General features: G+C 52.3%; 28 protein-coding genes and 3 pseudogenes. 18 read left to right on the forward strand and 13 right to left on the reverse strand.

Annotation, left to right across the window (positions count from 1 at the left end):
- Positions 1 to 69: 69 nt before the first annotated feature.
- Positions 70 to 861: a sulfite exporter TauE/SafE family protein gene (locus J2X14_RS18885; protein ID WP_352412695.1), complete on the reverse strand. Its 792-nt coding sequence runs from the start codon at positions 859 to 861 to the stop codon at positions 70 to 72.
- Positions 862 to 970: 109 nt separating this feature from the next.
- Here J2X14_RS18885 and J2X14_RS18890 point away from each other — a divergent pair, with 109 nt between their 5' ends.
- Positions 971 to 1765: an AraC family transcriptional regulator gene (locus J2X14_RS18890; RefSeq protein ID WP_352412696.1), complete on the forward strand. Its 795-nt coding sequence runs from the start codon at positions 971 to 973 to the stop codon at positions 1763 to 1765.
- 35 nt (positions 1766 to 1800) lie between these two features.
- Here J2X14_RS18890 and J2X14_RS18895 read toward each other — a convergent pair whose 3' ends face one another.
- Positions 1801 to 2274: an NUDIX hydrolase gene (locus tag J2X14_RS18895; RefSeq protein ID WP_352412697.1), complete on the reverse strand. Its 474-nt coding sequence runs from the start codon at positions 2272 to 2274 to the stop codon at positions 1801 to 1803.
- Positions 2275 to 2450: 176 nt separating this feature from the next.
- Between J2X14_RS18895 and umuC (J2X14_RS18900) the strand changes: the two genes are divergently transcribed.
- Both umuC (J2X14_RS18900) and J2X14_RS18905 read left to right on the forward strand, forming a co-directional pair.
- Positions 2451 to 3485, forward strand: coding sequence for a translesion error-prone DNA polymerase V subunit UmuC (gene umuC, locus J2X14_RS18900; protein ID WP_352412773.1), 1035 nt, complete (start codon positions 2451 to 2453; stop codon positions 3483 to 3485).
- Between the two features lie 40 nt (positions 3486 to 3525).
- On the forward strand, positions 3526 to 3783 hold the full coding sequence (locus J2X14_RS18905) for a DNA polymerase III subunit theta (protein ID WP_352412698.1): 258 nt from the start codon (positions 3526 to 3528) through the stop codon (positions 3781 to 3783).
- A gap of 5 nt (positions 3784 to 3788) precedes the next feature.
- Here the strand turns inward: J2X14_RS18905 and J2X14_RS18910 are convergent.
- The 5 genes and pseudogenes from J2X14_RS18910 to J2X14_RS18930 all read right to left on the reverse strand — a co-directional run bounded on the left by J2X14_RS18910 (position 3789) and on the right by J2X14_RS18930 (position 8243).
- Positions 3789 to 5108 (reverse strand): annotated as a pseudogene (locus J2X14_RS18910) (DUF1173 family protein).
- Positions 5109 to 5132: 24 nt separating this feature from the next.
- A pseudogene (locus J2X14_RS18915) lies at positions 5133 to 5734 on the reverse strand (hypothetical protein).
- On the reverse strand, positions 5722 to 5988 hold the full coding sequence (locus J2X14_RS18920) for a hypothetical protein (protein WP_352412699.1): 267 nt from the start codon (positions 5986 to 5988) through the stop codon (positions 5722 to 5724). The pseudogene J2X14_RS18915 and the gene J2X14_RS18920 overlap by 13 nt, the downstream one beginning before the upstream one ends.
- 323 nt (positions 5989 to 6311) lie before the next feature.
- A complete protein-coding gene (locus tag J2X14_RS18925) occupies positions 6312 to 7244 on the reverse strand; it encodes an S-4TM family putative pore-forming effector (RefSeq protein ID WP_352412700.1) in 933 nt (310 codons plus the stop codon).
- Positions 7245 to 7247: 3 nt separating this feature from the next.
- The gene (locus tag J2X14_RS18930) at positions 7248 to 8243 is read right to left on the reverse strand and encodes an SMODS domain-containing nucleotidyltransferase (RefSeq protein WP_352412701.1); all 996 of its coding nucleotides are present in this window, start codon (positions 8241 to 8243) and stop codon (positions 7248 to 7250) included.
- Between the two features lie 314 nt (positions 8244 to 8557).
- On the opposite strand from J2X14_RS18930, the pseudogene J2X14_RS18935 reads away from it, so the two are divergent.
- Positions 8558 to 9082, forward strand: a pseudogene (locus J2X14_RS18935) (DUF4238 domain-containing protein); the annotation flags it as partial.
- 175 nt (positions 9083 to 9257) lie between these two features.
- Here the strand turns inward: J2X14_RS18935 and J2X14_RS18940 are convergent.
- The 3 genes from J2X14_RS18940 to J2X14_RS18950 all read right to left on the reverse strand — a co-directional run bounded on the left by J2X14_RS18940 (position 9258) and on the right by J2X14_RS18950 (position 11325).
- Entirely contained in the window at positions 9258 to 9602 is a 345-nt protein-coding gene (locus J2X14_RS18940) for an abortive infection protein (protein ID WP_352412702.1), read from the reverse strand.
- 497 nt (positions 9603 to 10099) lie between these two features.
- On the reverse strand, positions 10100 to 10354 hold the full coding sequence (locus tag J2X14_RS18945; RefSeq protein ID WP_352412703.1) for a hypothetical protein: 255 nt from the start codon (positions 10352 to 10354) through the stop codon (positions 10100 to 10102).
- A 44-nt stretch (positions 10355 to 10398) separates the two neighbouring features.
- Entirely contained in the window at positions 10399 to 11325 is a 927-nt protein-coding gene (locus tag J2X14_RS18950; RefSeq protein WP_352412704.1) for a hypothetical protein, read from the reverse strand.
- A 532-nt stretch (positions 11326 to 11857) separates the two neighbouring features.
- Here J2X14_RS18950 and J2X14_RS18955 point away from each other — a divergent pair.
- The 8 genes from J2X14_RS18955 to J2X14_RS18990 all read left to right on the forward strand — a co-directional run bounded on the left by J2X14_RS18955 (position 11858) and on the right by J2X14_RS18990 (position 18042).
- On the forward strand, positions 11858 to 12814 hold the full coding sequence (locus J2X14_RS18955; RefSeq protein ID WP_352412705.1) for a FitA-like ribbon-helix-helix domain-containing protein: 957 nt from the start codon (positions 11858 to 11860) through the stop codon (positions 12812 to 12814).
- Between the two features lie 63 nt (positions 12815 to 12877).
- Entirely contained in the window at positions 12878 to 13057 is a 180-nt protein-coding gene (locus J2X14_RS18960) for a hypothetical protein (RefSeq protein WP_352412706.1), read from the forward strand.
- 78 nt (positions 13058 to 13135) lie between these two features.
- A complete protein-coding gene (locus tag J2X14_RS18965; RefSeq protein WP_352412707.1) occupies positions 13136 to 13435 on the forward strand; it encodes a hypothetical protein in 300 nt (99 codons plus the stop codon).
- A gap of 93 nt (positions 13436 to 13528) precedes the next feature.
- Positions 13529 to 14203, forward strand: coding sequence for a hypothetical protein (locus J2X14_RS18970; protein WP_352412708.1), 675 nt, complete (start codon positions 13529 to 13531; stop codon positions 14201 to 14203).
- Positions 14204 to 14205: 2 nt separating this feature from the next.
- Entirely contained in the window at positions 14206 to 14982 is a 777-nt protein-coding gene (locus J2X14_RS18975) for a site-specific integrase (RefSeq protein WP_502890034.1), read from the forward strand.
- Between the two features lie 753 nt (positions 14983 to 15735).
- The gene (locus tag J2X14_RS18980) at positions 15736 to 16233 is read left to right on the forward strand and encodes a hypothetical protein (RefSeq protein ID WP_352412710.1); all 498 of its coding nucleotides are present in this window, start codon (positions 15736 to 15738) and stop codon (positions 16231 to 16233) included.
- A 214-nt stretch (positions 16234 to 16447) separates the two neighbouring features.
- Positions 16448 to 16735, forward strand: a complete 288-nt coding sequence (locus tag J2X14_RS18985; protein ID WP_352412711.1) for a hypothetical protein — start codon at positions 16448 to 16450, stop codon at positions 16733 to 16735.
- A gap of 917 nt (positions 16736 to 17652) precedes the next feature.
- Positions 17653 to 18042 carry a hypothetical protein gene (locus J2X14_RS18990; protein WP_352412712.1) on the forward strand — a complete coding sequence of 130 codons (390 nt, stop codon included), beginning with the start codon at positions 17653 to 17655 and terminating at the stop codon, positions 18040 to 18042.
- A 124-nt stretch (positions 18043 to 18166) separates the two neighbouring features.
- Here the strand turns inward: J2X14_RS18990 and J2X14_RS18995 are convergent, their stop codons facing one another.
- Positions 18167 to 18358: a hypothetical protein gene (locus J2X14_RS18995; protein ID WP_352412713.1), complete on the reverse strand. Its 192-nt coding sequence runs from the start codon at positions 18356 to 18358 to the stop codon at positions 18167 to 18169.
- An 847-nt stretch (positions 18359 to 19205) separates the two neighbouring features.
- Here J2X14_RS18995 and J2X14_RS19000 point away from each other — a divergent pair.
- On the forward strand, positions 19206 to 20183 hold the full coding sequence (locus J2X14_RS19000; RefSeq protein ID WP_352412714.1) for a plasmid segregation protein ParM: 978 nt from the start codon (positions 19206 to 19208) through the stop codon (positions 20181 to 20183).
- Entirely contained in the window at positions 20176 to 20595 is a 420-nt protein-coding gene (locus tag J2X14_RS19005; RefSeq protein WP_352412715.1) for a plasmid partitioning/stability family protein, read from the forward strand. The genes J2X14_RS19000 and J2X14_RS19005 overlap by 8 nt, the downstream gene beginning before the upstream one ends.
- 153 nt (positions 20596 to 20748) lie before the next feature.
- Here J2X14_RS19005 and umuC (J2X14_RS19010) read toward each other — a convergent pair whose 3' ends face one another.
- Both umuC (J2X14_RS19010) and umuD read right to left on the reverse strand, forming a co-directional pair.
- The gene (umuC, locus tag J2X14_RS19010; RefSeq protein ID WP_352412716.1) at positions 20749 to 22020 is read right to left on the reverse strand and encodes a translesion error-prone DNA polymerase V subunit UmuC; all 1272 of its coding nucleotides are present in this window, start codon (positions 22018 to 22020) and stop codon (positions 20749 to 20751) included.
- Between the two features lies 1 nt (position 22021).
- Positions 22022 to 22462: a translesion error-prone DNA polymerase V autoproteolytic subunit gene (umuD, locus tag J2X14_RS19015; RefSeq protein ID WP_352412717.1), complete on the reverse strand. Its 441-nt coding sequence runs from the start codon at positions 22460 to 22462 to the stop codon at positions 22022 to 22024.
- Positions 22463 to 23527: 1065 nt separating this feature from the next.
- Between umuD and J2X14_RS19020 the strand changes: the two genes are divergently transcribed.
- The 4 genes from J2X14_RS19020 to J2X14_RS19035 all read left to right on the forward strand — a co-directional run bounded on the left by J2X14_RS19020 (position 23528) and on the right by J2X14_RS19035 (position 25357).
- Positions 23528 to 24058, forward strand: a complete 531-nt coding sequence (locus tag J2X14_RS19020) for a single-stranded DNA-binding protein (RefSeq protein WP_352412718.1) — start codon at positions 23528 to 23530, stop codon at positions 24056 to 24058.
- Between the two features lie 59 nt (positions 24059 to 24117).
- Positions 24118 to 24348, forward strand: coding sequence for a DUF905 family protein (locus tag J2X14_RS19025; protein ID WP_352412719.1), 231 nt, complete (start codon positions 24118 to 24120; stop codon positions 24346 to 24348).
- 65 nt (positions 24349 to 24413) lie between these two features.
- Positions 24414 to 24956, forward strand: coding sequence for a conjugation system SOS inhibitor PsiB family protein (locus tag J2X14_RS19030; RefSeq protein WP_352412720.1), 543 nt, complete (start codon positions 24414 to 24416; stop codon positions 24954 to 24956).
- On the forward strand, positions 24953 to 25357 hold the full coding sequence (locus J2X14_RS19035) for a hypothetical protein (RefSeq protein ID WP_352412721.1): 405 nt from the start codon (positions 24953 to 24955) through the stop codon (positions 25355 to 25357). The genes J2X14_RS19030 and J2X14_RS19035 overlap by 4 nt, the downstream gene beginning before the upstream one ends.
- Positions 25358 to 25454 lie beyond the last annotated feature (97 nt).

A 25454-nucleotide genomic window follows, 5' to 3' on the forward strand; every position in this document is an offset into this window, starting at 1 on the left:
GCAACAGCAGCCCTGTGCCAGGAGCGGACGTTGGTACAGGTAGCCCAGTAGTCGCCGCGATGGATGGATTTACTGGAGCAGCATCGCCAGTAGCACCAGGCACAGCAGTATTACATAGATTCGTGCGTGCCATATGTCAGGTAAAGCAGGTATAACCCGACGGCTAAAAACTATTCCAGCCCAGCCCGTCAGTACCAACAGGCCTAAAATTTTCAGGCTGATGAAACCGAGAAATCCGCTCACCGGAATATTTTGCCAACCAATGACTGCATACGTCACGGCACCACACAGCGCGACAGGCAGAGAAAGCGGGTTAGAAGCGCTAATACATTCACCCATCGCATAGCCGTGTCGCCGTAATAATGGCACTGTCATCACGCTGCCACCCACGCCCAGCAATGCGGCTATCATGCCGATGATCACTCCGCCGCCCGTTACCACAGAAAGTGACAAGCGACGCGGGGAACTGCAGCTAAAAAAACCTTTGCGCAACAAACAATCGCCAATGGTTACCAGCATATAAAGAATGAACAGTGCGCGAACAATATTCTCGCTGAAGACTCCCGCCAGACAGGAACCCACGACAGCCCCGATGGCGATAAACCATAATAATGGGAACAATGTCTGCGCTGGAAGTTTGCCGGCGCGCCAGTTTCGATAGCTGACCCAGCCCGCGTTAAATATCATCACCGCCGTTGAGGTAGCAACCGCGATATGCATGGCGTTTCCTGCCAGCTCAGACTGCCGCAGCATCAGTTGATAAACAAATGGCACCACGACAAAACCGCCCCCAAAACCAAAGAGCACCGTGGTGATACCGGTAGTAAAGCCTGCCAGTGCAATAATTGCGATATCGTTCAAAAGAATATCCCCGACCTGAAAATGAGCGAGCAGCTTATACCGGTAGCATCCTGCTTCCCATTTGCGCAGCGCTCAATTACCTTTGTAAATCGTTCAGACGGAGACCGGTGTGCGCAACGTAAAAATTGAAGATGTCGATAAGCTCGATCGTGAAGTGGTGGCGTTAGGCAATGACTATGCGCAGGGATTTATACTGCCACAACACCAACATCGCCGCGCGCAGCTGCTGTATGGCGCAACGGGTCTCATGTACGTCTCAACCTGTAACGGAGAGTGGGTTGTTCCCCCACAACATGCAGTATGGATCCCACCCGAAACCCCTCACGCTGTCCGGTTTGTAGGTGTGACCACGCGTAGCTTATATATTGAACCAACATGTGTGACGGGATCGATTAAGCATCGACACTGTAAGGTGATCGGCGTATCGCCATTGTTACGTCAGTTGTTGCTTGATGCCGTGGATTTGCCGCTGATGTATGACAGCGCACGCGACCGTGCGCTGGTAAATCTGCTGTTACTGGAACTGGCGGAAATGCCGGTTCGCGAATTCGATATTCCGCTGCCACAACATCCGGCTCTGTTGGCTCTTTGTCAGGCGTTTTTACTCAACCCCTCAATCCATGACCCTGCTGAGCGCTGGGCCAGTACGCTGTTTATGAGCGCCAGTACCTTTCGTCGACTTTTCTTACGGCAAACCGGCATGTCATTTTCTGCATGGCGACAGCGAGCCTGTGTCGTCAGTGCACTGACGTTGCTGATAACAGGTAAACCGGTGAATGAAGTGGCACTCACTCTCGGATACGACAATGCATCATCTTTCGCCACGATGTTCCGCCGTGTCACGGGACAGCCGCCTTCGTATTATCGGTTTGATTTCAAAAGCTTCACAGGGCACCGTTCATAACGTCAGTTATGTGCCGGAAGCTGACATTCGGGATATCATGATGCAGTTAACGTCGAGGATCCGGCTGACTTGTTTTCAAGAATGCTGATGATTAAATCGCGTGGGAAAATAGTCTCATTGGTGTGTATGAGCTCTTCTAGTGTCCACCAATGATGATCGCGAATGACTTCCTTTTCATTGCTACTCCACCCTGAGCGGTCGAGATCTACTGTATTTGCATTAATCATAAAGAAACGCTCTTTAGCAAGTACGGTCTCCCCACTTGGTAGCATCATTGTGAAGGTTCGGGACGCTATTTGTGGTCCTGCTAATGTTCTTGTCAAACCCGTTTCTTCAAATAATTCGCGTATAGCGGCCTGTTCGAAAGATTCATTTTTTTCAAGCCCTCCACCCGGCGTTGCCCAGTATGTTTTTCCCCTCAGAGCATCATCTTTATGACAGAACCTAAAGAGCAATACGTGATGTTCAGGCGAAAGAATGATCAATCGAGATGATGGTCGAATGCGCACATACCCCCCCTAAAAAAGACTCTATTACTAATCTCGATATTTATATAAACATAAATTGCAGCCTGAATCGCCCTCAAGGTCTGCATTTTCTGAGAGCTTGAATCTCACTCAACGTCCGCTCCTCGCTCATAGCAGCCATTCAAAGTCGAAATAATCCTGTAGATTTTCCATTCCACATAAATGGCGATATGTCTGCGCGAATGATGGCTATCCTGGGAGAAATGGCACCCGGGCAGGAAATTTATTCGATCGATGAAAGCTTTCTCGATGTCAGCGGCATTGCAGCTTATATGCCTCTTGAAGCCTTTGGGCACCAGATTCGTGCTCGGGTTAAGAAAGAGATCGGGCTGACTATTGGCGTAGGATTCGGCCCTTCCAAGACGCTGGCCAAACTGGCTAATTTTGCCGCCAAAAAATGGACCCTTACAAATGGCATAGTCGATCTCTCCAGCCCTGAACGGCAGCGCAAGCTACTGGCTCTGGTAAGCGTGGATGATGTCTGGGGGATAGGTGGCAGGCTCAGTAAACGTCTGCATGCAATGGGTATCAGTACGGCGCTGCAGCTGGCTGACAGTAATATCAGCATGATCCGCAAAAGTTTTGACGTGATAGTGGAGCGTACCGTTCGAGAACTTAACGGCGAATCCTGTCTCGCACTGGAAGATGCGCCGCCGCCAAAGCAGCAGATTGTAGTGAGCCGTAGTTTTGGACAGCGTGTGACAGGCATTGACGAGTTGCAGCAGGCCGTAGTCACGTATGCCACCCGTGCAGCAGAAAAACTGCGTGAGCAGGGTTCTAAATGCCGGCATATCAGTGTGTCAGTTGCCACCGGTCGATACGGAAACGAGCCTCAGTATGCGAACGCAGCGACGATGACCTGTGAATACCCCACCAGTGACACCCGGGACATCATCAGCTTTGCCCTGCGGGCTCTCGAAAGCATATGGCGAGAAGGATACCGGTATGCAAAAGCGGGCGTTACTCTGGGGGATTTTTATCAGTCCGGCGTGGCACAGCTCGATATGTTCAGTCAGCAGCTGCCGCGCGCAAACGCTGATGCACTGATGTCCGCTGTGGACCGGATCAACCGGTCCGGGCTGGGTAAGGTCTGGTTTGCCGGACAGGGAACGGATAATGCCTGGCAGATGAAACGTGAGATGCTGTCACCCCGCTACACAACGCGCCTTACAGAAATACTCACAGTAAAATAACGCGTAAAACTGTTATTTTATGCGACAGAGAGGATGCATCATGACAGAACGTAGTGAACACAACATTGCCGCACGCTCTTCTGAAGAACGTGAACGGGTAAATATTGATCTCGCAGCTTCCGGCGTTGCGTACAAAGAGCGCATGAACATGCCGGTGCTGGCTGCTGAGGTAGAGCGACAGCAGCCGGAGCATTATCGGGAGTATTTTCGGGAGCGCCTTACTTTTTACAGGGAACTGTCCCGACGGTTCCCTTCAGGAAACGATGCGGTTTATGCAAAACCTGAGACTGATAAATAGCTGCATCATCCCTTTTCCGGAAAGGCTGGAATGTCAGCTGCCGCATTCGCTAGACAGGCATCCCAGCTCCACCAGTTTCCCTCGCCATACTCTTCGCGATAATGTGCAAGCTTGACCGCCTTACGCGTGAGATAATCAGGCGTGTTCATACCAAATACTTCCAGCGGCACGATCTCCCTGCCCGGCACATCTTTCAGCAAAAAATCAGGGAAAACGTCCGCCTCGCCGTCATAACGCAGGGGCTTGATAAAATGCCGCTTCTCCTGCCACAGTTTTTCTTCGATCACACCCTCCCAGGAGGAGTCGAGAGGAATAAACCGGTCACTGACGGTCATCAGGGCTGCATCGATGATCCTGCAGGTGCTGTACGGCACAGGTTTCCCGTCACGCTGTCTGAATTTTTTCACCGGCGGATCGGTTTCGGCAATCAACATGACTTTCTGTCCGCGCCGCCAGTCGCCAAGCTCACGGGCAAAACTCCTGTTCAGGCGACTGATTAAATCTGCCGGTACGTCGAGAGCCGGAAAACCTGCGGCCTGACCGAGCGGCAGTGTGCCGCTGAGGTGACCTTCCTCCTCACGCGCGCACGTTTTCAGACAGGTAATCATCACAAGGCGTCTGTTTGACGCAGCGGCCGCATCAACCGTGGCCCAGTTGTTTTTGATCCCCTGCGTACCGGGGCGTGCCATCATGAGCAGCACAGACTTCAGAGGTGTTTTCCCCACGCTGATTTTCTCCGCCACCTGCTTCAGGCGCCATGCAGCCCAGGCATCGTCACGGGTACGCTTGTCAAAATTAGGATGTCAGTGGTTGATTTCAGCCTGTTCCCACATGAAGTGAAGCAGGCCAAGAAGACGCATTGCTGACTGACGCCGGCGTTTGCCCCCTGCTTTCGTAGCGGGCGGCTGAGCCGGCGCATCCCGATCCATCGCCTCTTTTTTTTGCAGTCCGGTAGGCAGCTTGATACGAAAGCAGCCGGGAGAGACAGTTTTAACGACGTCTGAGGTGTAGATCTCGCTCTGCTTTTCGTCCGACCATACAGAATAGAAACGGCAGTCGGGGGCATGTTCGGCGCCACTGTAGGACCAGCGTGCCAGCCAGTAGTTATCATGCGTGGAGGAAGAGCAGGCTTTCAGCCTGCGGCGGTTTTCTTCCTCACCCCCGTTCATACACTGACAGGTTATCAGCGTGGTCGCCTTGTTCTGCCGGGCAAACCTGATATAGCGTTTGAACGTGTCAGCCTGCTCTTTCTGAAATGTCGCGTCACACTCAACGGTCTTTACCTGACCCGTGAAGCAGACGGGATAGGTTTTTATGTCTGACATTAATTCAGCCTCTCTGCGTTGCGTTCACGGTGCGCCGTTCTCCGGGCTGGGCAGCGGCGTGTCCGGGTTAACCTGCACGCGCACCGGCAGGCCCGCATGAAGGCAGGCCTGATACCAGTCCGCCACTTGCAGGGCGTCGCCCGAAAGCGTCTTTGTGGCGCCGTCCTGCAGATTGAGCAGCAGGCAGGTCGTGCCGTCCAGGCGCACCACGTAGGCCGCGCCTCGGGCCACGAAGTCCTGACCGTCCAGCCGGAGGCCGTATTCGCCGTCCGCTGCGTTGCCCGGCAGCGATGCCAGCACGCGAACAGTGGTTTCCCGCTGCCGCTCTCCTGAGCGTCGCGCTCGGCCTGCAGCTAGGGCGCTGCAGCCTCCCTGCCTGTGTCCGTGAGTTCGACGGCCAGCTGCAGGTTAGGTGCCCGCAGGGTGCGCAGCCAGCCCGCGGCTTCCATGCGGCGGCAGGAGGCGCGCAGATTAGGCCCGTAGACCGGGGCATCACCGCCCTGCGCCAGTACCCGCTCAATATCCCGCGTGGCTACCGGCCCCGGACGGCGTTCAGCCAGGGAGGCCAGCACGATAAGAATACGCCGCTGCAGCGGTGACGGCCGCCGGGAAGTTACTGCTGCCATGAACGTTGTTCTTCCGTTGGAGCGTGCAGGATCATTTCGGTGAGCCTCAGATGGTCCCTGTCAGTGACGTCGTCAGGAGCACGACCCGCCAGCGCCAGGCAGTACCAGAGTTCAATGGCGCTGCGTGCCCGGGCAATCTCCGCATTGACATCGCTGCCCGTGCGGTTTGCCCGTTCAAGACACCCGTTAACCAAATCTTCCGTGTCGCCGGTCATCGTTTCATAACTGAGACGAAAGTATATTTTTTCATCCATTCTGAATGCTCTATCTGGTCATGTGCCTTAAGAGTTAAATTCATACTGAGGATGATCATATAAGTATTAAGCAAAAATTATATCAGATATTAAATTACATAAAGTGATAAACATCATATTAGATATGAATTTACGGCATTCGACATAAGATCATATTTCTTACCGTTTCCTTTACTCGCAGATCCGAAAAAAGGTAAAGCCGGATGCTAACCATCTGAGGTGAAGATGACTATGTGTTTACGCCGACATTCATTCAGGCAACCTGAATGGTTTATTATAATGTGGCTCCGGCATAGATAAAGCATATAACGGAGCTAAGGGTATTACTCCTGAAGGTGCATCTCCTTCAGATTCGTTTCAAAGTAATCAACATAAATTCGCTCATTTTTGGGCTTCATTATCAGCTGAATACCGTTAGGTACGGGCGGGCATGAGGCTCGGTAGGCAAAAATTTCATCCTGGATATTCCGAAGTATATAACCCAGTTGCTCTTCTTCTGCCCTTCCGGAAACCCTGATGCCGGATAATTCCTTCTCAACGTACTTTTTCAGCTTCTCGCTTCTTTTCATACTGCTGCGATTATCCAGAAACTGAAGCAAGAAATAGCGGATGACCGGCAAAGTGAACACTACATAGAAAAGGATCTCATTCAGCCCGGATTTCATGGCGATGCCGTAAACAAGCATCGCGACAGGCGAGACAATGAAAGCTGAAAGATAAAACACGTGCAGCACCTCCCTGAGCGATTTGTCCCAGCCGAGGTTTTTTCCGTGGCACAGGAGCGCCATTACAGCCTGTGGCGCGTCATACACCTTACTGACGTACCACCCCTCTTCGCCAAATCGCTTTCGTGCTTTTTCCGGGCTGTCTCTGAAATATGCAGCTGCCCGGATGATCTCATCCCGAGAGATCTCCTCCACCTTCAGTTCATTGCGCCGGATGCCAAGTACCCGGCAGTCGTACATTTCCTGGATTGAGGCTGCCTTCCTGCGCAGTGCCGATATGTGTCCGCTGATAGCAATGTTAAAGGTAAGCACCAAGAGTCCATACAACCCCAACAGCGAAGATAGCAGCTCTGAATCGACAAATCCCCGGCTTCGGTTGTATACGGTAACGAGCGAAAGCAGGAGTGGCACGATGATGCTGAAGAGAAAATTCAGTTTGCTCCAGTTTTTTACCCTGTCGTAGACACGGGCCTGTGCATACAGTAAATCCAGGTTTTCTCTGGTCGACTGGTTCGTGTAAATGGCATTCATGGTTCACCCGTAAATAGGAAAGGACGGCCCGAACACGTCGCGCCATTTATTGATGGATTTTTCATACTCTTTATTATTCTCAAACCGTCTCGCCTCCGATGCCTTCTGCGCATCGAGATAACATCTGTCCGATATCGCCTTACGAGCCTCGGCTGAAAGAGAGTTGATATCTCCCTGTATGCCTTTGGGATCGTTGACGGAGAACTGTACGAAAAGACTAAGATGGCGGAAAAGCGCTTCCAGCTCCATATCGACAAACGATAAGCAGGATGTCCTGCCGGCGTAATAGTCTAGAATCAACGTTTCCAGCAGGTAGGAACTCATGGAGGGCATCGTCGGTCGCCGCTGCCAGTACTTGACTGCTCTAATGACATTGAGCACATTGCCGTTATTCTGCACGTTGATAGTTGTGACTCTGTCCCTGTCTTTGCGTGGGTCGGTAAACTTCCAGTGGCCGTTGCCGTCGGGGATCAGGTAGTAAGTCCGTCCAAAGGCATCTTCGCTGGTAATAAAGCAGGGTACGATGTCAAAATTCCAGTCCTTGCTGACCAGTTTCAGCGTGACGGCTTCCTGGTTACGCCTGATATCAGCCTGGGCGTACTGGGCAATATCCTGCAGGCGTTTTTTAAAGGCATTCAGAATTCTGACGGAGCAGATAGTGTCAGCTCCCAAATGCCGATACCCGTGCAGGCGAGACCCCTCGCCGGAAGAGGTCAGAGTGATCCGGTCACTCAGAACGTTATAGGTGGCACTCTGCGCGGATAAGCCGAACATCAGATCGATATCGTCCAAAGGACGGATTTTGGTTCTTCTGGCAAAGGATCCAAAGGCAATATGGATCGCTGGATAACTCATCGGAAATTTATCGTCCTTCTCAAAATCATTAATCTTACCGATAAGCCAGTCGCGACTTGCACGCGCGTCATCGGTATCTGTCTTTTTTAGATTTACGGTATCTTTCATAAATTCGTTAAAGGCAGCTATTACTGTGGTCGCCATGTTCAGTCCTTTAATTTTTTAATGCCAAAGGCACAGGGCTCTGTCGTATATCTGAATACTCCAGTTCCCACGAAAGGTTGGTAAAGTTTATTCTTATTTTCGCAAGTACACTACCGTCTCGTTCATCATAAGGGTACATAATTTATATGGTAAATATGAGTCGTGTTCTTTTATTCACATTTAAGTAAACAATATCTATTATTGATGCTCATTTTACAATAATGCACTTTCGTTAAGTATCTTGTTTCATTATTGTAGTTTGGGCATTAATCCACTCCTTTTTCTTCTAAGATCCGAAAATCCCACCCCCCCAAAGAGACGTTTTTTTGCGGCAGCTTGTCCAGCAGGTGCCGCATATTGAGTACCTGCTGAAGAAGGACTGGTACCTCCTGGAAACCGCACCAGAACATCCGTTCTACGTGTCAGATAATCCGGTGGTAATGAAGAACAGCAATGACTTAGGTCCGTACGGTAATATCGGTCTGGCCGTTCGCGGGATACAGATCTACCTCTCCCTGTCATCGACGCTGATGCTGGCCATGTATTGCCTCTCCATCCGTGAACAGATGATTCGTCAAAAGCAGCATCTTCTTCATCTGCTTGCCAGAGCACCACACCTGGTCCCGCGTCATATTCAGCCTTTTGAAAGACTCGAGCATATCCGGAGGTATACAGACTATCTTCTCATGCCGCTTACCCCTGATCATGTGACGCATTACAACGCGCTGCAGGTGGAGTATGCGGAACAGTACGTGTTCTGCGGTGAAAAGGATTTCTCTCTGGCTGAGAGAATGCTGGCCGATAATGAACGCTACCGGACTGGCCCGCGGTTTACGTTTCAGTCCGAATTCCGGCCTCACCTGTGTCGGAGAATGATGGCGGGAGACACTGTTGCTCAGAGGTATTTTGCCGTGTAGCACCCACGCGAAAGCGGCAGTGACCACAGGGCCACTGCCATGAGGTGAGGGGAAATGTCTGTTGACATTTTCCCTCTATTCAGATAAGTTGCGTCTCTTAGTTGCTTGGCGTTAGTTTTGGGAGGATGGCTGCAACCATCTTACCGATACCCCAGAGAAACGCACCTTTTGCTGGCGAGACCCACAGTGCCGAAACGGCAAATTTCGATACAACAAAGGCCTTCAGCCAGGGCATTACAACCCAAACCACCGCAGCAGAGAGTCCCACATAAGCCAGCAGAAGCAAAATACAGAGACTCGCGCTCCAGTATTGCTTCTGTCCGATATGCCCACAGGCACTGACGGAAAGGTTTTTAGCGGTGGTGAAAATCGTCAGAACAAAAGCGATTTCAGTCTGGTACGGGAATAGAACCGTTCCCTCGGTGTCGTTCAGAAAATCCATATATCCTCCATCGGATGGTTGGTGTTAACACTGATGTGTTAGTGATGAGCATCTTCTTGACCTCGTTTTTTTCGTAAAAGGCACCGCGCGCCTCACTGATGTGAACGCTGTTGATACCGTACAGAATGTTGTTTCTTTCGCTTCAGCTATGGTGTGTTCATTTTCATCCTCCTGTTTGTCAGACTGATTTTAAGCGCGTCACCCATGCCCCCCCGGAAAAAATCCATAAAAAAGCCAGGCCGGAATGAGGATGCTCATCTGGTCGGGATTTCTGAAGGTTTTTGAGGGGCAGCAGGACGGAGCAATACTATGAAAGGAAGGTTAACGGAAAATTTATCGTTTAGCAAGACGAATTTATCCATTAAGCTAACTATAGCATGATATTGTTAGTGTGATTTTAGCAAAAAGTGCTATTCATTCCGTCTCTGCCTATTTATTCTCGCCTGAAACAGGGCAGCCAAGCGAATACATCTTCCAGTTTTTTGGCCCGAGCCCCCTCAGAGTACCGCCACAAACAGATGGGTTGCCACGCCCTGCTGGCGTCCGCAGAACGGTCCTTTGGCTGTTCCCGCTGACAGCCGGCATTTCCGCCCGGAACGGGTGAAGGCTGACTTGAGGGATTTGGATGCCTCCCGCAGCGCATCCTCAAGACCGGTGTTCAGGCTGAGCATCACCACCGTCCCGGCCGGGCGACGGGCGATCTCCGCGAAACTCTCTCCGCCGTTGACATAGCGGCTCTGTCGTCTTTTCATTGCACCCTCCTGATGATGCAGTTGTGCCCGCAGACGCGGGACCGTTACAGCAGGTTATATGCCACTACTTTGAGCAACGCCTGAGCGACATCCGGTAGCGGGGTGGGATTCTGGTCTTCTTCCACGCCGTTGGTGTAAAGATGAAGCTCACAAGTCCCGTCCACGAAACGGAATGCCTGATCCCATCTGTCGGGTTCGGCGCTGATCAGGACGCTGTAGCCCGGGTCGGCGGTAAAGCGGCGGCTTTCAAGCTCGGGAAACGGAATGTTCCACATCTGGATGTCGTAATTTTCAGGGAGGGTCAGCACAACACGCCATGCGCCGTAGGCGTAGTCTTCTGGGCGGTAGATACGCACGGTAATGTCATCCTTCGTCCAGCGGTAGCCAGAGAGGACAGGAAGCTTTTTCAGGGCACGGATGGCCTCGATATCCTGGTAAAAGCGGTGTTTTTTCTCCTGCAGTTGCGAGTAGAAAATCCTGTTCCAGGCACGGTCAATGGTTTCCCTGTCGCGCCCTGCAATCTCTGCAAACAGGGAAAAAGTCAGGGAGATCCCGCGCGGAATGCGTGACCAACCTTTCAGCACTTGGGCGGCACGTACCTGGAGGTAGGGCGTATTGTTCAGCACGACCCGGCGGAGCTCATCTTCGGTCGAGATCCCCAGCAGCTTCTGGTATTCCTGGTTCGAGCGGGTAATATAGTGGCTCTGGAAGCGCTTCTCCATTACCTCGGCGCCCAAGTAACAGGCCAGCTCCTCGTCCAGGGAAGCAATGAGCGGGTTCTTCAGGGAGAAACTGTCGATCACGTCGCGGAAGCTTTCTTCCAGGAACTCACGCAGAAATGTCGCTTTTGGCTTACGGGCATGATTTGCCAGGTCGGTGATCATCCGGTCGATGTCGGCAGGAATGTTCCGCAGGGTATACGTTACGCTCTCTCCACCGACGTTTGTCATGTCATGTTCTTTTTCACTCATCCAACGTACCTTTTCATATGAGGGTGCATTACTGCAATACTCATAAACTATCCTAGATAGGAGCGTATTTAAATACTGCGAAGCATACGTTTTTAAAATTCGTATACTGTTCTGTATGTTTCATGTTCACCTCCTTTACTAAGATCCGAAAACCCCTAGAACCGGATCTGCTGCCTCCGGCGGCGGTTTTTTGCGCAGCGTACTACATGTAGTGGCAGGATCAACCATGTAAGCTACCAGATATGGGGTTGCGGCCGTGATGGCAGCCGGTGACGCGGGGCTTTTCCCGGCACGGCGCCCGTGCTACGCTTCCGGAAACGGCCGTATCCGGAAAAAGTCGGAAGTGGCGGATAAGAGGATACGGTAATTCCGTTCAGTAACAGTTGTGATGGTTATTATCCTTCCCGCCTCTTATTTGCATTCTTATTGACTCATAATGAATACAATGTTACTCATAACCCTCTAATATGACGCATTCTGCTTTTTGTGCAGTTTGCCATTTGTCGCATACACCAGGAATAAAGGTTGAGTCATGGCGAAAATTCAGGCCCGTAACGTTGACGAGGGGCTTTATCAGCGCATTGAGCAGTCAGCGATGAAAAATGAGCGCTCCCTGGAAGGCGAGATCCGTATGGCGCTGGCGACGGCCTATCCCCCTCCCGGACAGAGCGGTCCGCTCCTGTCTGATCGCGCCCGCTGGCAGCAGGACACCGGCCGGCGGCTGCGCTGGCTGTTTGATCGCCTGATGGCGGATAACTATTACCGTACGTCCGGACGTGCAGATAAAGCAGGCGTGCCTGAACTCGTACAGCTGGCCCGGCAACTGGATACGTCGCCCGGCCTTCTGATGGATATTATGGAGGGAAAGGAGGAGCTGCCGTTTGTGCTGGCCGATGCAATCGCCGAAAGTTTTGATGCCCGCGCCGAATGGCTGCTTGACGGCAGTAAAGCGCCGTTCCCGGTGGCTGACCTGGGCATGGACTATCACGATTTTTTTCTGCCGGCCGGGGATAATGCCCGGTATGCCTTTGAGTTTATCCGGATAAGCCGCGGGCGACACGAGGGCACCCTGATCTGCCTGCGTATTCATCCGGAAACGGGACACATGGCGCTGGGAACGGTCACCGCAGAATTTAACCTCTGTAAAGACGGATCGGGCGGAACCGGCCACGGCAAGCTGCTCGCTTTTATGCTTTTCCTTAAAGAACGCTGCGCACACTGCTCCATGAACGCGTTTGACTGGGAGGTGGATGACAGCTTCGATTTCTGGTCCGTGGTGGGTCAGCATCACCCGGTTTATTTTCAGGATTTCCGCCGCCGCGCCACGTCCGGGTGGCTGCAGCAGGTGTTGACCGGGCAGGATCCGGACGGCTGGTTCACCGGTTGGGAAGTTGATCTTAAGGAGATCCGGGACATGCCTTTCGGTGGCCGCGAGAAGGTTAATCCGGGCGATATGACGGCTGATGCCAGTGGAGCAGAGAAAGTATGACCCTGCCCGCGAGTAACCCGCACCTGATTCTGCGCACAAAAGCCAGACATAAAGGAATGTTTTATGAATACGTTTGAGTTTGATGAAATGACGTTTGTTACCAGCCCGGGTGATGGTCTGCCGGATCTCAGTGCCGAAACGGTGGATGAAGTGAGCGCCATGCGTCAGCTGTATCCGGAGCTGGCGCACTGGAGCGACTTTGCGTTTTTTTATGAAAAATGCAACCAAACTGGTGCGCAGTGAAGAAGAAAGAAAGGCCCTGCTTAATAAAAAGTGGTTCGAGCAAAAGCTCTGACAGGAAACACCTGAAAAGGCCTTTACATGGCGTGCCCAAGCCATTATGTCAAAAAAACCTTCCAGAACCCCAATGCTATCAAAGGCTATTTTGAACTCATGCTCAGTACGCCTCATGCCTGGGATTATGAAGAACTAGGAGTAGTGATCGACAATTGTAACGATCTGGTTCACCGCAATGGATTTACTCTAGCTGATGAGCCTGTACATATCTGGCCAGAGCGGGTCCCAGATGCCATCCTACGTGTCTCCGGCTTTATTGAAGCAGCAGCAGAAACACTTCTTCAGGAGGACGCTCGTTTCCGGGATGACGGTGATTGTTTCTGACAACGAGTTTCTTGCCTATATGGAAGAATTTACCATTAATCCGACCATTACCAGCATTACTGCTTGGGAACTCGATATTAGGAAAGTTTGCTCATGACCATCGCAGCTGAGGGGATTTCCGCCTGGATGCCGGCAATTGCAGCGCTGGCCGGTATCGGCGGCGCGCTGGGAAGTCAGTGGCTTTCACACCACTTCACGGCTGAACGTGAAAGAAAAGCAGCAAGCGAAAAACTTCAGAGGGAACAGTATTTTATTGCCACCGAACTGGTTTTTCAGCTTGAGCGGTTTGGTGAAGAATGCGTACCGCCCGCCACGGACTACGGAGATGCTGAGGATGGATCTGGCCTGGCAGTCCTCGAGACGAGTATACCCGGGATCGAATTTTCCGGCGTCAAAGGCGACTGGCGCTCACTTCCGTCTGATCTGATGTATCAGATTCGTGAGCTAGAAACGATGATTGCAGAGTCGCGTAACGTTGTCAGCACAGCATTTGATGATGCCGATCCGCCCGACTTCATCGAAGGTTTCTTCGCGCACCGGCAACAGGCCGTAAGGCTGGGTATACGTGCATTTATTATCGCAGCCAGGCTGCGAAAACTTTGTAAAATGCCAGCTATGAAAGGGGCCGGGAACAGCTGGTCTGCACCACTCCACCTCTGGTCCCAGTACCGGGAGCAGAGGGCAATTATCTTCGCTGCCAGACGAACCCGAGTGACGCGTGCTTTTGAGATTACCCGGTTGGCTCATGAAAAACGACATAATTATTAGGAATGATCATGACACTGCCATCACTTTATTCACAGCAGCCTGTCACCCAGCTGCCGGTCGCCATCGACTATCCGGCGGCGCTAGCACTCCGCCAGATGGCCGCGCAGCACGATGAATATCCGCAGTACCTTCTGGCGCCAGAAATCAGTGCGCTGCTTCACTACGTGCCGGATCTGCACCGCAAGATGCTGTTCACCACCCTCTGGAATACGGGCGCGCGCATTAACGAAGCGCTGGCGCTGACCCGGGGGGATTTCAGCCTGGCGCCGCCTTATCCGTATGTGCAGCTGGCGACCCTGAAGCAGCGGGGCGAAAAGGCCGCCCGGGGTGCCGGCCGGATGCCGGCCGGGATGGTTCCGCATCGCCTCGTTCCGTTATCCGATCCGCAGTTTATCGCGCAGCTAGAAATGATGGTTGCCACGCTCCGCATTCCGCTGGAACGGCGTCATCCGGAGACCGGGCGTACCGAGAAGGTCCGTTTATGGACAGTTACGGACAGGACTGTGCGGACCTGGCTGAATGAAGCCGTTGAGGCCGCAGCAGCTGACGGCGTGACATTCTCCGTGCCGGTCACGCCGCACACGTTTCGCCACAGCTACGCCATGCACATGCTGTACGCCGGCATTCCGCTGAAGGCGCTGCAGAGCCTGATGGGACATAAAAGCATGAAGTCCACCGAAGTGTACACGAAGGTGTTTGCGCTGGACGTGGCTGCCCGGCACCGAGTGCAGTTTCATATGCCGGGAACTGACGCAGTGGCGATGCTTAAGAAGCTGTGAAGACGGAAATATCCGGAACCTTTATTTTTATGCTGGCGGTAAATCTCATTCGGTTAAAGCCTCTCTTGCCGGAGGTTTACCGAACGGCACAGCAGGGGAACCGGCACGCTTTGCCCTGGTGTTGGCTCACCGGCTTCCCCTTCGCCGCTATATGTAGTATCGGCAGCCGCCTGGAAAACCACAGTATATTTTCTCTGCGGTGGCTGCGGGGTGCATTCGGTAATATAAGGATTTTACCGAATGGGACGAAAATTCACTGTGATCACCCCTGCGCGGTAAACGGACAGGCCTGCCGGGGTAATTCAGAACCACTCCCGGTATCGGATATCATGCCGGGTCGGGCTGAACGCAATGAGTTCTGTTCCGGCTGGAATGGTCATGTCTCTAATTTCTGATTCAGACCAGAACCCTGCACAGGATTCATTTTGTGTGAAGGCAATCAGAGGGCCATATACCCCCTGAACCTCATGTTGCTGACGCCACTCTCTTGTTTTTGGATTATAAATCTTGAACCAATTCAATTGAATAAACCTCTGTAGTAACAGGTGGTACAGACTACCATATGATTATTTTAAGGACTCAGATAAAAACTGCTGGGCGGGAGACATTGTTAAATCAGGCTCCGGTTTTATGCGGCTTTTGCCGAACGGCGAAAAAAACGAGAAAAAGTGTTTGCCATGATAGGCACTTGTGCCTATTGTATTTGTAACAGGCAATTGTGCCTGTTTCACTCAGTAACCGGAGATCGGCTAGATGCGCGAGGGGACGGTAGTTATCAGCGTAAACGGTATCGAGGTCGGTGCGATGCCACTTGAGCAGTATGAAGAAATCGTGAGATCGGTAAACAAAGACTGGCGGATACGTGCCTGTACCGTATTAGACAACTTCAGGATTTATTTTAAATTCGCTAAACATGCTCTTTTTACTTTTATTCGCAGCCTGGGCGTCATTGCCGCGATATTTATGATTGCATGCTTGTTCCGTCCTGAAACTGAAGTGGCAGGCTTTATTAAAGAGATCCAAAGTGCCACGCCAGAAGGGCTGGCCTATACCATCAGTACAATTACTACAATGTGCATTTGCCTGACGATTATGTATTACATGTTCAGGCTGATTTTTGGCCGCGTGCCAGAGTGCCTAAGCCCGTCAAAAATTGCGATCAGTCAGAAAATACGAGAAGTAATGGAAGTGCCGACAAAAGGAAAGGTCAGCGTGACATTTATAAAGAACGGTGCTTATTGTGTCAGATAACAGAGCCGCGTTTCTTGCCCTGCTGGCTGAAAACGGGCTGACGCAGGCCAAGGCCGCCACGCTGATATGCGAGTACACGCGCCGCCCATGCTCCGTCAGAACGGTCAGATCGTGGGTAAATGATCCGGACAAGCCCAGCTCCAGAACGTGCCCGAAATGGGCAGTCGAGGCGCTAACTGAAGCGCTAAAATCCGAACGTTAAAGAGGTAAATATATGACTGAAACAACCGATGTCCTTGATAACCTTTCCAAACTGGTACCGTTGTGCCTGGTTATTTTATTCTGGTTGCATCATTTTTATATCCGATACTCTCTTAGCAGATATGAAGAGATGAAAAAGTTCAAAAACTGGCATGATTTACCCAGGGAGTCGGTAATACAAAACAAGGAAGCAACGTTAAATAGCATTATTGACTCAGAAAGGAAAAAGGTTGCTTATTCACTGGCAATTACAGTAATTTTTTCATTATGTGCCGTTTTCTGCCTGTTTTATATTCTTTGATGATTTATCTAAAAGTATGGCAGGGATTCAGAGCCCGCTTTACAAAAACTACCGCCTCACAGGCGGTTTTTTTGTGTCCGACGGTAGTAAAAGACGATTCTGCAGAATGGGCGTTTTACTGAATACCATAAAAAAAAGAAAAGGGGACAAAATGGGGTGTAAAAAAATTGTTGAGTCAAAAGAAAGCGGTTAGGATCTGACTTGTGCCGGAAACGGCATATTTGAGGCGAAAAAAAACCCGGTCTGGTAAACCGAGTTAATTTTCTGTACCGGGCGCGGCTGGTAACCACTGCCGGTACGGTGCTGCTTGTACCTGCTAACTGTATTCAATATTAACGCTGATTGACGATCCCGTCAACGTTGCGGCCTGGGCCGCACGGCTTTATACTCGTCGCAGTTGGCAGCGCTACGCTGTTGCAGCCTCTCAAAAGTGGGTTAAAGCTTAGACGCGCAGAGTTTTACCCCGACCGGAAACAGGTGGTGCTGTCCGGTTTGCTTCCACCCAAAAGAGTGCTGCTTGTACCTGCTAACTACTGGTACGCGGCGCAGGGGGGTAACCCAAAAGCACCTGCGGCGTGTGGCGCTCTCCATAACAGGAGGCTGCCGAAGTGATAAGTCTGGCTACTATCCTTGTAGCGCTGAAGATAATTCACGTTACATTGCAGATTATCGTTGCCGTTAAGCAACTGACCGGACGCCCTTAAGGGCTGATGGAACTTGAACAAAGGCGGGGGCTGACCACCCCGCCTTTTTTCGTATCTGCGCCGCGTTCAGCTGAATTGGCGTTTTACCCAATGGCCGGTGAATGGCATAAAAAACATCTGGAGACGATCACTCATTGTTAGAACGCGAATTATAAGGGAAAAAGTGATTTAATAAGCCCTGCTAAACATTCAGGCGATAAAGGAGGTGGCAACATGCTTGATACGATTTATGACGGGGTGAATTTTTTCAAGGCGATGGTTTTTGCAGTGCTTATATGGGTGACGTTCTGTATAGCATCCTGGTATAACTTTTTCAGTATGGCGCGGCGGTCTTCATGGCACAGCGGCGGCCTGTCAGATTTTATTGACCTGTTTCCTTCATGGCTGGTTAACGGCGTTCTGGCAGCCTGGTTCATTGCAGGTACGTTCCCGTTGCTTAACTATGTTGCAGATAAAGAACAGTTCGGCAGCGTGGTTGGACGTGCCAGGGAAATGGGCTTTTTCGACGAACGGCCGTGGTACGGTGTAGGCGGTTATCAGTTTCTGGCTGTGGTGCTAATCCTTGTGGCTAGCTACCTGATCCATCGCTACCGTGACGACTGAAATTGATAAGAGTGAGACTTTAAGGTGCTTATCATGCCGCTACTGAAGCGGCATTTTTATTTTGGAAACACAGACATTTTACCGAACGGGGGCAGAACAACGTAAAAAAACGCCTCGCAGCGGCTTATTGAGCGTGTTTTGTTGCTTTTTCAACAATGATTTTTTTGTAATTGAGATCTGCCTTTAGGCGTCCGGTTTTGTATCTTACCTGTTCAAGAATGTGCAACTCGCTTGATACGCGGGGATTCTTTTGCCGTGTTTCTTCCAGAACGTCCGGGCCTTCAGCAGCGAGCCTGTCATATTCATCCTGTAACACTCTCAGCTCTGATTTCAGCCGTTCAAGCTCTTATTGAGAATAAAGAACACGGAGCATACGTCATTTGCCGGAAAACAACACAATGGCTCCCAGTAATGCTATCGGAAATATAATTCCCAGTACGCGTGAGCGAAATTTCATTGTATGCCAGATGCTTGTCTGACAGAACAAGGTGCTGTTCTGCGTCCGCCAGCTGCAGTGCCACATTAAACCTGCCAGTAAAAGTCTCACAGCCATTTTCTTCGTTTTATCCATTAAACAGTTGCCATTGTTGTAATAGTGCTAAGGCTCTGCTTAATAAAGGCCTTACGGGTGGTGCAGCGGACCGGATGCGCTAATAGGACGGTAATAAAGAAGGTTAGAGATGAGATTATGGAGAAGCCGCATGTAATGGGAGCATCCGCGCGTGGCTGAAGAATCTGATGTTACCCTCAGTACCGTTAAGCGTTATAAAAAGCCTGAAGGGGGTGCTGTCCAGGATGGCGAGGTTTGCCAGCCGTATGTTTTTTTGACGACAAATGCTTACCGGCGTTTCATCAGGAAACGAGCAAAACAGCCTGATGTGATTACCTGTTAGGCTTCGTACAAAAAAAGATAAAGATATGTATATGTTAATTATATGTCATGTATGTAGAGATTAGATGGTGCTTAACTCGTATCTCGCTCATTTGAAGGTCACTATGTGATATATATATGTCATTAACTTGGGTTGTAAGAGTTGCTATCTTTGCTTTACAGGGGGGGTGATACCTGGTACTATCCATTTCGTGTTATATACATTTCAATTTCAGGATACGTTGTAATCTCTGCTGAACTTTAACTTTTAACCACTTCTGTGAGGTTTGCGATGCGCATTTTTGTTGACGACGGCTCTACTAACATCAAGCTGGCGTGGAAAGAAAATGGGGAGGTTAAAACCTTCATCAGCCCTAACAGCTTTAAACCAGAATGGTCATTGAATCTGTTTGATGATGGTCAGTCTGCAAACTATGAAATCGAAGGTGAAAAGTTCAGCTTTGATCCAGGCAGTGCCGATGCAGTCGTGACAACAGAAACACGTTATCAGTACAGCCAGGTTAATACGGTGGCAATTCATCACGCACTGCTGCAGTCAGGCATAGAACCACAGGTGATAGATGTTGTGGTGACGCTACCGCTGTCTGAATACCTTAATGCTGATTTCCAGCCTAAAACTGAAAATATTACCCGCAAGAAAAAAAGCGTTAAGCGTGACGTTACTCTGCAGGGAAACAGGCAGGGTTTCACTATCGACAAAGTCACTGTTCTGCCTGAAAGCATTCCGGCAGGCTTCAACGTCCTGACCGGACTGCAGGACGATGATTCACTGCTTATTGTGGATCTGGGCGGTACCACCCTGGACGTTTCACATGTTCGGAGCAAAATGTCCGGCATTACGAATACCTGGTGCGATCCTAAAATTGGCGTCTCCATTATCACTAACGGTATTAAAAACGCACTCGCCGGGCATACGCGCATCAGTTCTCTTCAGGCAGATAACATCATCGTTCACCGTGAAGAAAAGGCCTGGATTGAACATCGCCTTCCGGATGCCAAATTGCGTCAGGCCGTATTGAACACGATGGAAGAGAAAGAGCGCATTCTGACTAACCGCGTGGTGGATACGCTCGACCGTTTTACCGGCTATACGCATGTAATGTGCGTAGGCGGCGGTGCAAAGCTGATTGCCGATGCTGTAAAAAAAGCTACCAACGTGCCCTCAGATCGCTTTTTCACGAGCAACGATCCACAATTTGATTTGGTGCTGGGCATGCTGGAAATGAAGGAAGGCAGCGCGAATGACTGAAAAATCCTCACCACGCAAAATCGCGTTTAACCTGTATCCGGATGAGCAGGCCGGGGACAGGTTAGCGGTCGATTTGCTGGATGAAACGCGCCTCAAAGAGCGGGGGCGCGCTATGCGCGCCTTTCTCCTCACCGGTGCCGCACTGGCGTCCATTGATCGCCGGCTCCCCAATCTGATCGCTGAGCTGGCAACCGAAAACGTTACGCTGCAGGATATCCAGCGTATTATCAGCAGCGTGATCCCTGATGCATTCACGCCGGACGATTCGGTGATACGGGCATTACTGACCAGACTCGGTCCGGCTGCCAGTGCGACAGATTCTGCTCAGGCAGAAAAACCGGTACATCAGGAAGATAAAAACGTCGCCGATACCCGCGCAAACAGCTCCAGGATGTTTCCGGACGACGAATGATGGGCCTGTTTTTTTCCAGATAGTTAAAACAGGCGCCGGGCTGCACGCAAAGAAAATCTCCTTCACTGCAGTCCGGCAGCCTGACACTTAATATGAAAACTTTTACCTCTTCATGAACTGAGAGTCATCCCTTCAGATATCCAGTAAACATCCTTAACGCACTTTTGCTACCGGTATATCTTTCCAGTTCGTCGTCCAGGCCTGACTCAGCATTTCCCGCTTCATCTTCCATTCCGGGTCAATGCCTTTACCCGCAAAGCCTATGCTGTAGCGCCCGGAGCGGTTCATCGAATCCATCAGGCTCATCAGTGCTTCACTGCCGGCACGCGGCGCCTCATCATCAAACAGGTTCAGCTGCGCCACGCCGTTCGGCCGCAGCTCGCTGAGCATGATGCCGGCTTTCGCATAGCGATAGCCCGGGCGCCAGATAGCGTCCAGGGACTTCACCGCTGCCTCAGTAATGTTTCGCGTGTCCTGCGTGCCGATGTGCAGCTTTACGAATGCCGTGTTGCTGTATCCGGCCTGGGTGGTGTCGAAGGGCGACGTACGGATGAAAACCGAGACGTGATGACAGAACTGGCGGTCCTCACGCAGCTTTTCCGCTACGCGCTCGGCATAAGCGCAAATTGACTGACGCATCGCATCGTATTCCGTGATGCGCTCGCCAAAGCTGCGGCTGACCACTATCTGCTGCTTTGGTGGGGGTGCATCCTCCATCGGGATGCAGGATTCGCCATTGAGTTCACGTACCGTGCGCTCAAGCACCACGCCAAAGTTTTTACGGATAAGGGTAGGGGAGGTGCGCGCCAGATCGAGCGCCGTTGTCACGCCAAGCAGCTGCAGGCGCTTTTCAAGCCGGGAGCCCACGCCCCAGAGTTCCCTCACGGGCTGACGAGACAGTAGCTTTTCGGTCCGCCTCGGATTCCCCGGCGTGAGCGCCAGCACGCCGCCGAACTGCGACCATTCCTTCCCGGCCCACTGCGCTGACTTTGCCAGTGTTTTCGTCGGGCCCAGCCCGACGCCGACCGTCAGCCCGGTGCAGGTTTTGACATGGTTGCGGATCATGCGACCAAAATCTTCATAGGGCATGGCCATCTCCATACCACGGCAGTCGCAAAAACCTTCGTCCACCGAGTAGACCTCCAGGCGTGGCACAACCTCCTCGATACAGGACATGACCCGGGTACTCATTGAGTGGTAAAGCGCGTAATTGCTTGAAAAGAAATGTATTTTTTCGGGGAATTGCTGATTTTTTATTTTAAACCACGGCTCGCCCATTTTCACGTACTTCTTCGCTTCCCTGCTGCGGGCAATCACGCAGCCGTCATTATTCGACAGGATGGCCACCGGTGCATTTTTCAGGTCAGGCCGGAAGACCTTCTCTGCACTGGCGTAAAAGCTGTTCACGTCAATTAAACCGAACATGTCAGTTTCTCCTGCGCGCGGTATGAACGAAATGCACAACGACGCCGAAGATTTCCAGCGTATCCGGATCAGGAATGATAACGGGGTAGGCAGGGTTCATGGGCTGGAGTACGGGACCCTTCGGGGAAAGCAGCAGCCGCTTTACCGTGAATTCGCCGTAAAGCTCCGCGATGACAATGTCGCCGTGCTCTGGTCTGAGGGAACGATCGACAATAAGCAGGTCGCCGTCATAAAGGCCGATGTCCTGCATGCTGTTGCCCTGCGCGCGCAGGAAGAAGGTGCTTGCCCGGTGGGCTATAAGATATTCGTTCAGATCGAGTTCCTGTTCCGCATAGTCCTGGCAGGCAGAGGGAAACCCGCAGGGTACACGTTCCAGGAAAAGAGGCCTGAAGCTGGGCGGCGGATTGTCCGCCGGGTGCATCAACTTAAAGGCGTTAAACATAGCAAAAGTCCCTGTTAAAACGCTGTATGTATTTACAGTAGTATTAACTGGCTTTCAGGGCTGTGCAAGACACAGTGAATCACACCTGCATGGCAAAAAAAGAAGATCATTGATTTATAAAGTTTTACAGCGAAACGGCAGGTTATTTATTGACCAGCGCTTTTCAGGCGTCAGTGGGCAGGGGCTGCAGCTGTTTATCCACAGCTTTATGCGCCGGATGTGCAGCGTAGATGTGGATAAGGGCCCCCTCCGGCTCCCCTGTCGGGTCGTCAGCCCCACTCGGCTAACCGGCAGAGCCGGTAAGCTTCGCCGGACCGCCGGGGACGCGTTCCGGGCCTGTCGGCTGGGGTCTGAGGGCCGAAAGCAGAAATCGTGCTGGCGCTCCTCTGAAAACGCCGGCGCAGGGTTTTTAAGCGAAACCCGTTATGTATGATCACTGTTAGTTTTCAGGGAGCTGTCGCATAGGGAATTTGTTCTGAAACTCTGTCACCCCGCTTTTCTCATTTCCGTCTGCCAGCATCCGCGGCGCGTACGCAGGCACGGTGACGGCTGAACAGCAGCCGGCCAAAACCGCAGAAAAAACACAGACCAAAACACAGACCAAAACACAGACACGGCAGGGCAAAGCAGGGGCTGCAGCCAGCCCCAGGGCTGGCGCGAACCGCGACGGCCAGAGTCCGCCGTCGCTCTGAGGCGCAACGCCGTTTCGCTGCCGCTCAGCCGCCGTTGCTGCTGCATCGTGCTGTGCTTTTCCGACGCCGTTCACCGGTTTAAGTCCTTTCGCCGGGGCTGAGACAAGCACAGGCGCCGTGGTCGTCCAGGGTGAAATGAACGCCGTGAAAATTTTTTTCCGGCCACTTCGTTAGACCAGAAATAAATTTCCCCGTCGCCCCGGACGCCTGCCGTCACCCGCGCTGGTTTACGCCCTCGCGGCGAAGGATCTCAAACGGGTGAAGTGAATACCGGAGGAAAAAACCAGCCGATTTCCACAAAACGTCAACACCGCGGCTCCCGAAACTCAACGGGTGACGTGGTTAAAAAACCAATTACATGAGGAGAAATGTTATGGCTTCACGGGGCGTCAATAAGGTCATTCTGGTCGGCAATCTGGGGCAGGACCCCGAGGTGCGCTACATGCCAAACGGCGGTGCGGTCGCGAACATCACGCTGGCCACCTCTGAATCCTGGCGCGACAAGCAGACCGGGGAAACCAGAGAAAAAACGGAATGGCATCGCGTGGTGCTGTTCGGAAAGCTGGCTGAAGTGGCCGGTGAGTTTCTGCGTAAAGGCGCTCAGGTGTACATCGAAGGCGCACTGCAGACACGGAAATGGCAGGACCAGAGTGGGCAGGACCGCTACACCACGGAAGTGGTGGTGAACGTCGGGGGCACCATGCAGATGCTGGGCGGGCGCGGCGGCGGCGAACAGACCGGACAGCAGTTCAGCGGCCAGCCTCAGCAGCCGCCGGCAGCGTCAGGTAATGGTGGCAAAGGGAACCGGGGCGGACGCGGTGCGGCACAGCCGCAGCCTGACCCCCAGGCACCGCCGCAGGGCAACCACCCGCCGGCAGATTTTGACGATGACATCCCGTTCTAGAGTTGGCCGCAGCGCCGCTGACCTGCGGCTGCAGGGCAGGCGCACTACCGGAGAATACCATGACCAGTCACACACCATTACTTCCCAACGGACCCTTTACCCGGGAGCAGGCAGAGGCCGTTGCCCGCACATACAACAACGTCACGATTGAAGACGATCAGGGCACGCACTTTCGTCTGGTCGTACGCAGCAGAGGGGGAAATATGCTCTGGCAGGCATTCAATGTTGAGCCGGAGGCCGGGTTCTGGCTCGGACTTTATATCGAGCTGAACGGCACAAAAGCGCATTAAGAAGGTGCCCTGCCGGAGTTGCACCTCCGCAGGGCCGGACAATCATCATCTGTGAGGAATCAGGTATGTCAGCTATCCAGTCTAAAGAAAAAATCCGTAACGGCAAGACCCCCGCGTACTACGGCCGCAGGTCGGTCGGTTTCCGCAGCTGCAGCGGCAGTGAGATGACGCGCGATGAGAGCGTGACGCTGCAACGGCTGTACGCCTTTTCGCCGGGCGATTTTGATGCCTACAGCGCACGCGGCGAGGAGTTCCGCCGCCGGCTGTGCGGCGCCGTGCTCCATGCCTTACCGCTCAGTGACTGCTGGCTCACTGACTGCGAGTGCCGGGAGGAGTGGGGCGGGGTGTTCCCGGTTCACCTGCGCCTGACGCACCGGAAAAACCGTCACGTCACGCTCGATATCCTGAGCCCGGGCAACGAGTCTCCGTTCTGGCACGGGCTTATCTGGATAAATCCCGATCACACCGGGCTGTACGTACTGAACACCGAACGGTTTGAGCCGGAAACCATCGGCCGGCTGCTGATGCGCATAGAGGAAATGGTGTCAGCGGGTATCACGCCGGCGGAAATCGTGGCGGTGCTGGGCAGAAAAGGGGGATGCGTATGAGTACAGTAATGATGACGCCATTAATGGTTCCACCTGTTTACCCGCAGACGCAAAAACGTTGTCATCTGTACGACGTGGCGCGATGTTCTGTACATACGTTCGCGCCGGTTGTGAATTCAGGTAAAGCTGATAACGGTGATGTCAGCCCCGCGCCGACGCTCCCGGCGCCAGGTCTGTCTGACACAGCCCTGCGGCCCGGAGAAGCGACGCCCGGGCGTTCTGCGCAGGCCATGCTGCGTCAGGCAGAGGCGCAGGAGAGGCTAATCTGCGAGGCAGAAACGGCGCTGGCCAGACAGACAGTCAGCACATACCGGAGATGGTTTTCATGCTGGCGCCGCCGTGGCGTACGGGTTAACGATCTGCTTGATATGACGTGGGTCTGGCACCAGCGCGCATGGTGATGCTGCTTTTTAAATAGCAATTACGGTGATGTGACGTCAGGAATGATCTTACGGTCAGCCGACACGACGTCACATCATTTTAGCTTTGCTGCGACAT

This window comes from Mixta sp. BE291 (genome assembly GCF_031457955.1).
Lineage (GTDB): Bacteria > Pseudomonadota > Gammaproteobacteria > Enterobacterales > Enterobacteriaceae > Mixta.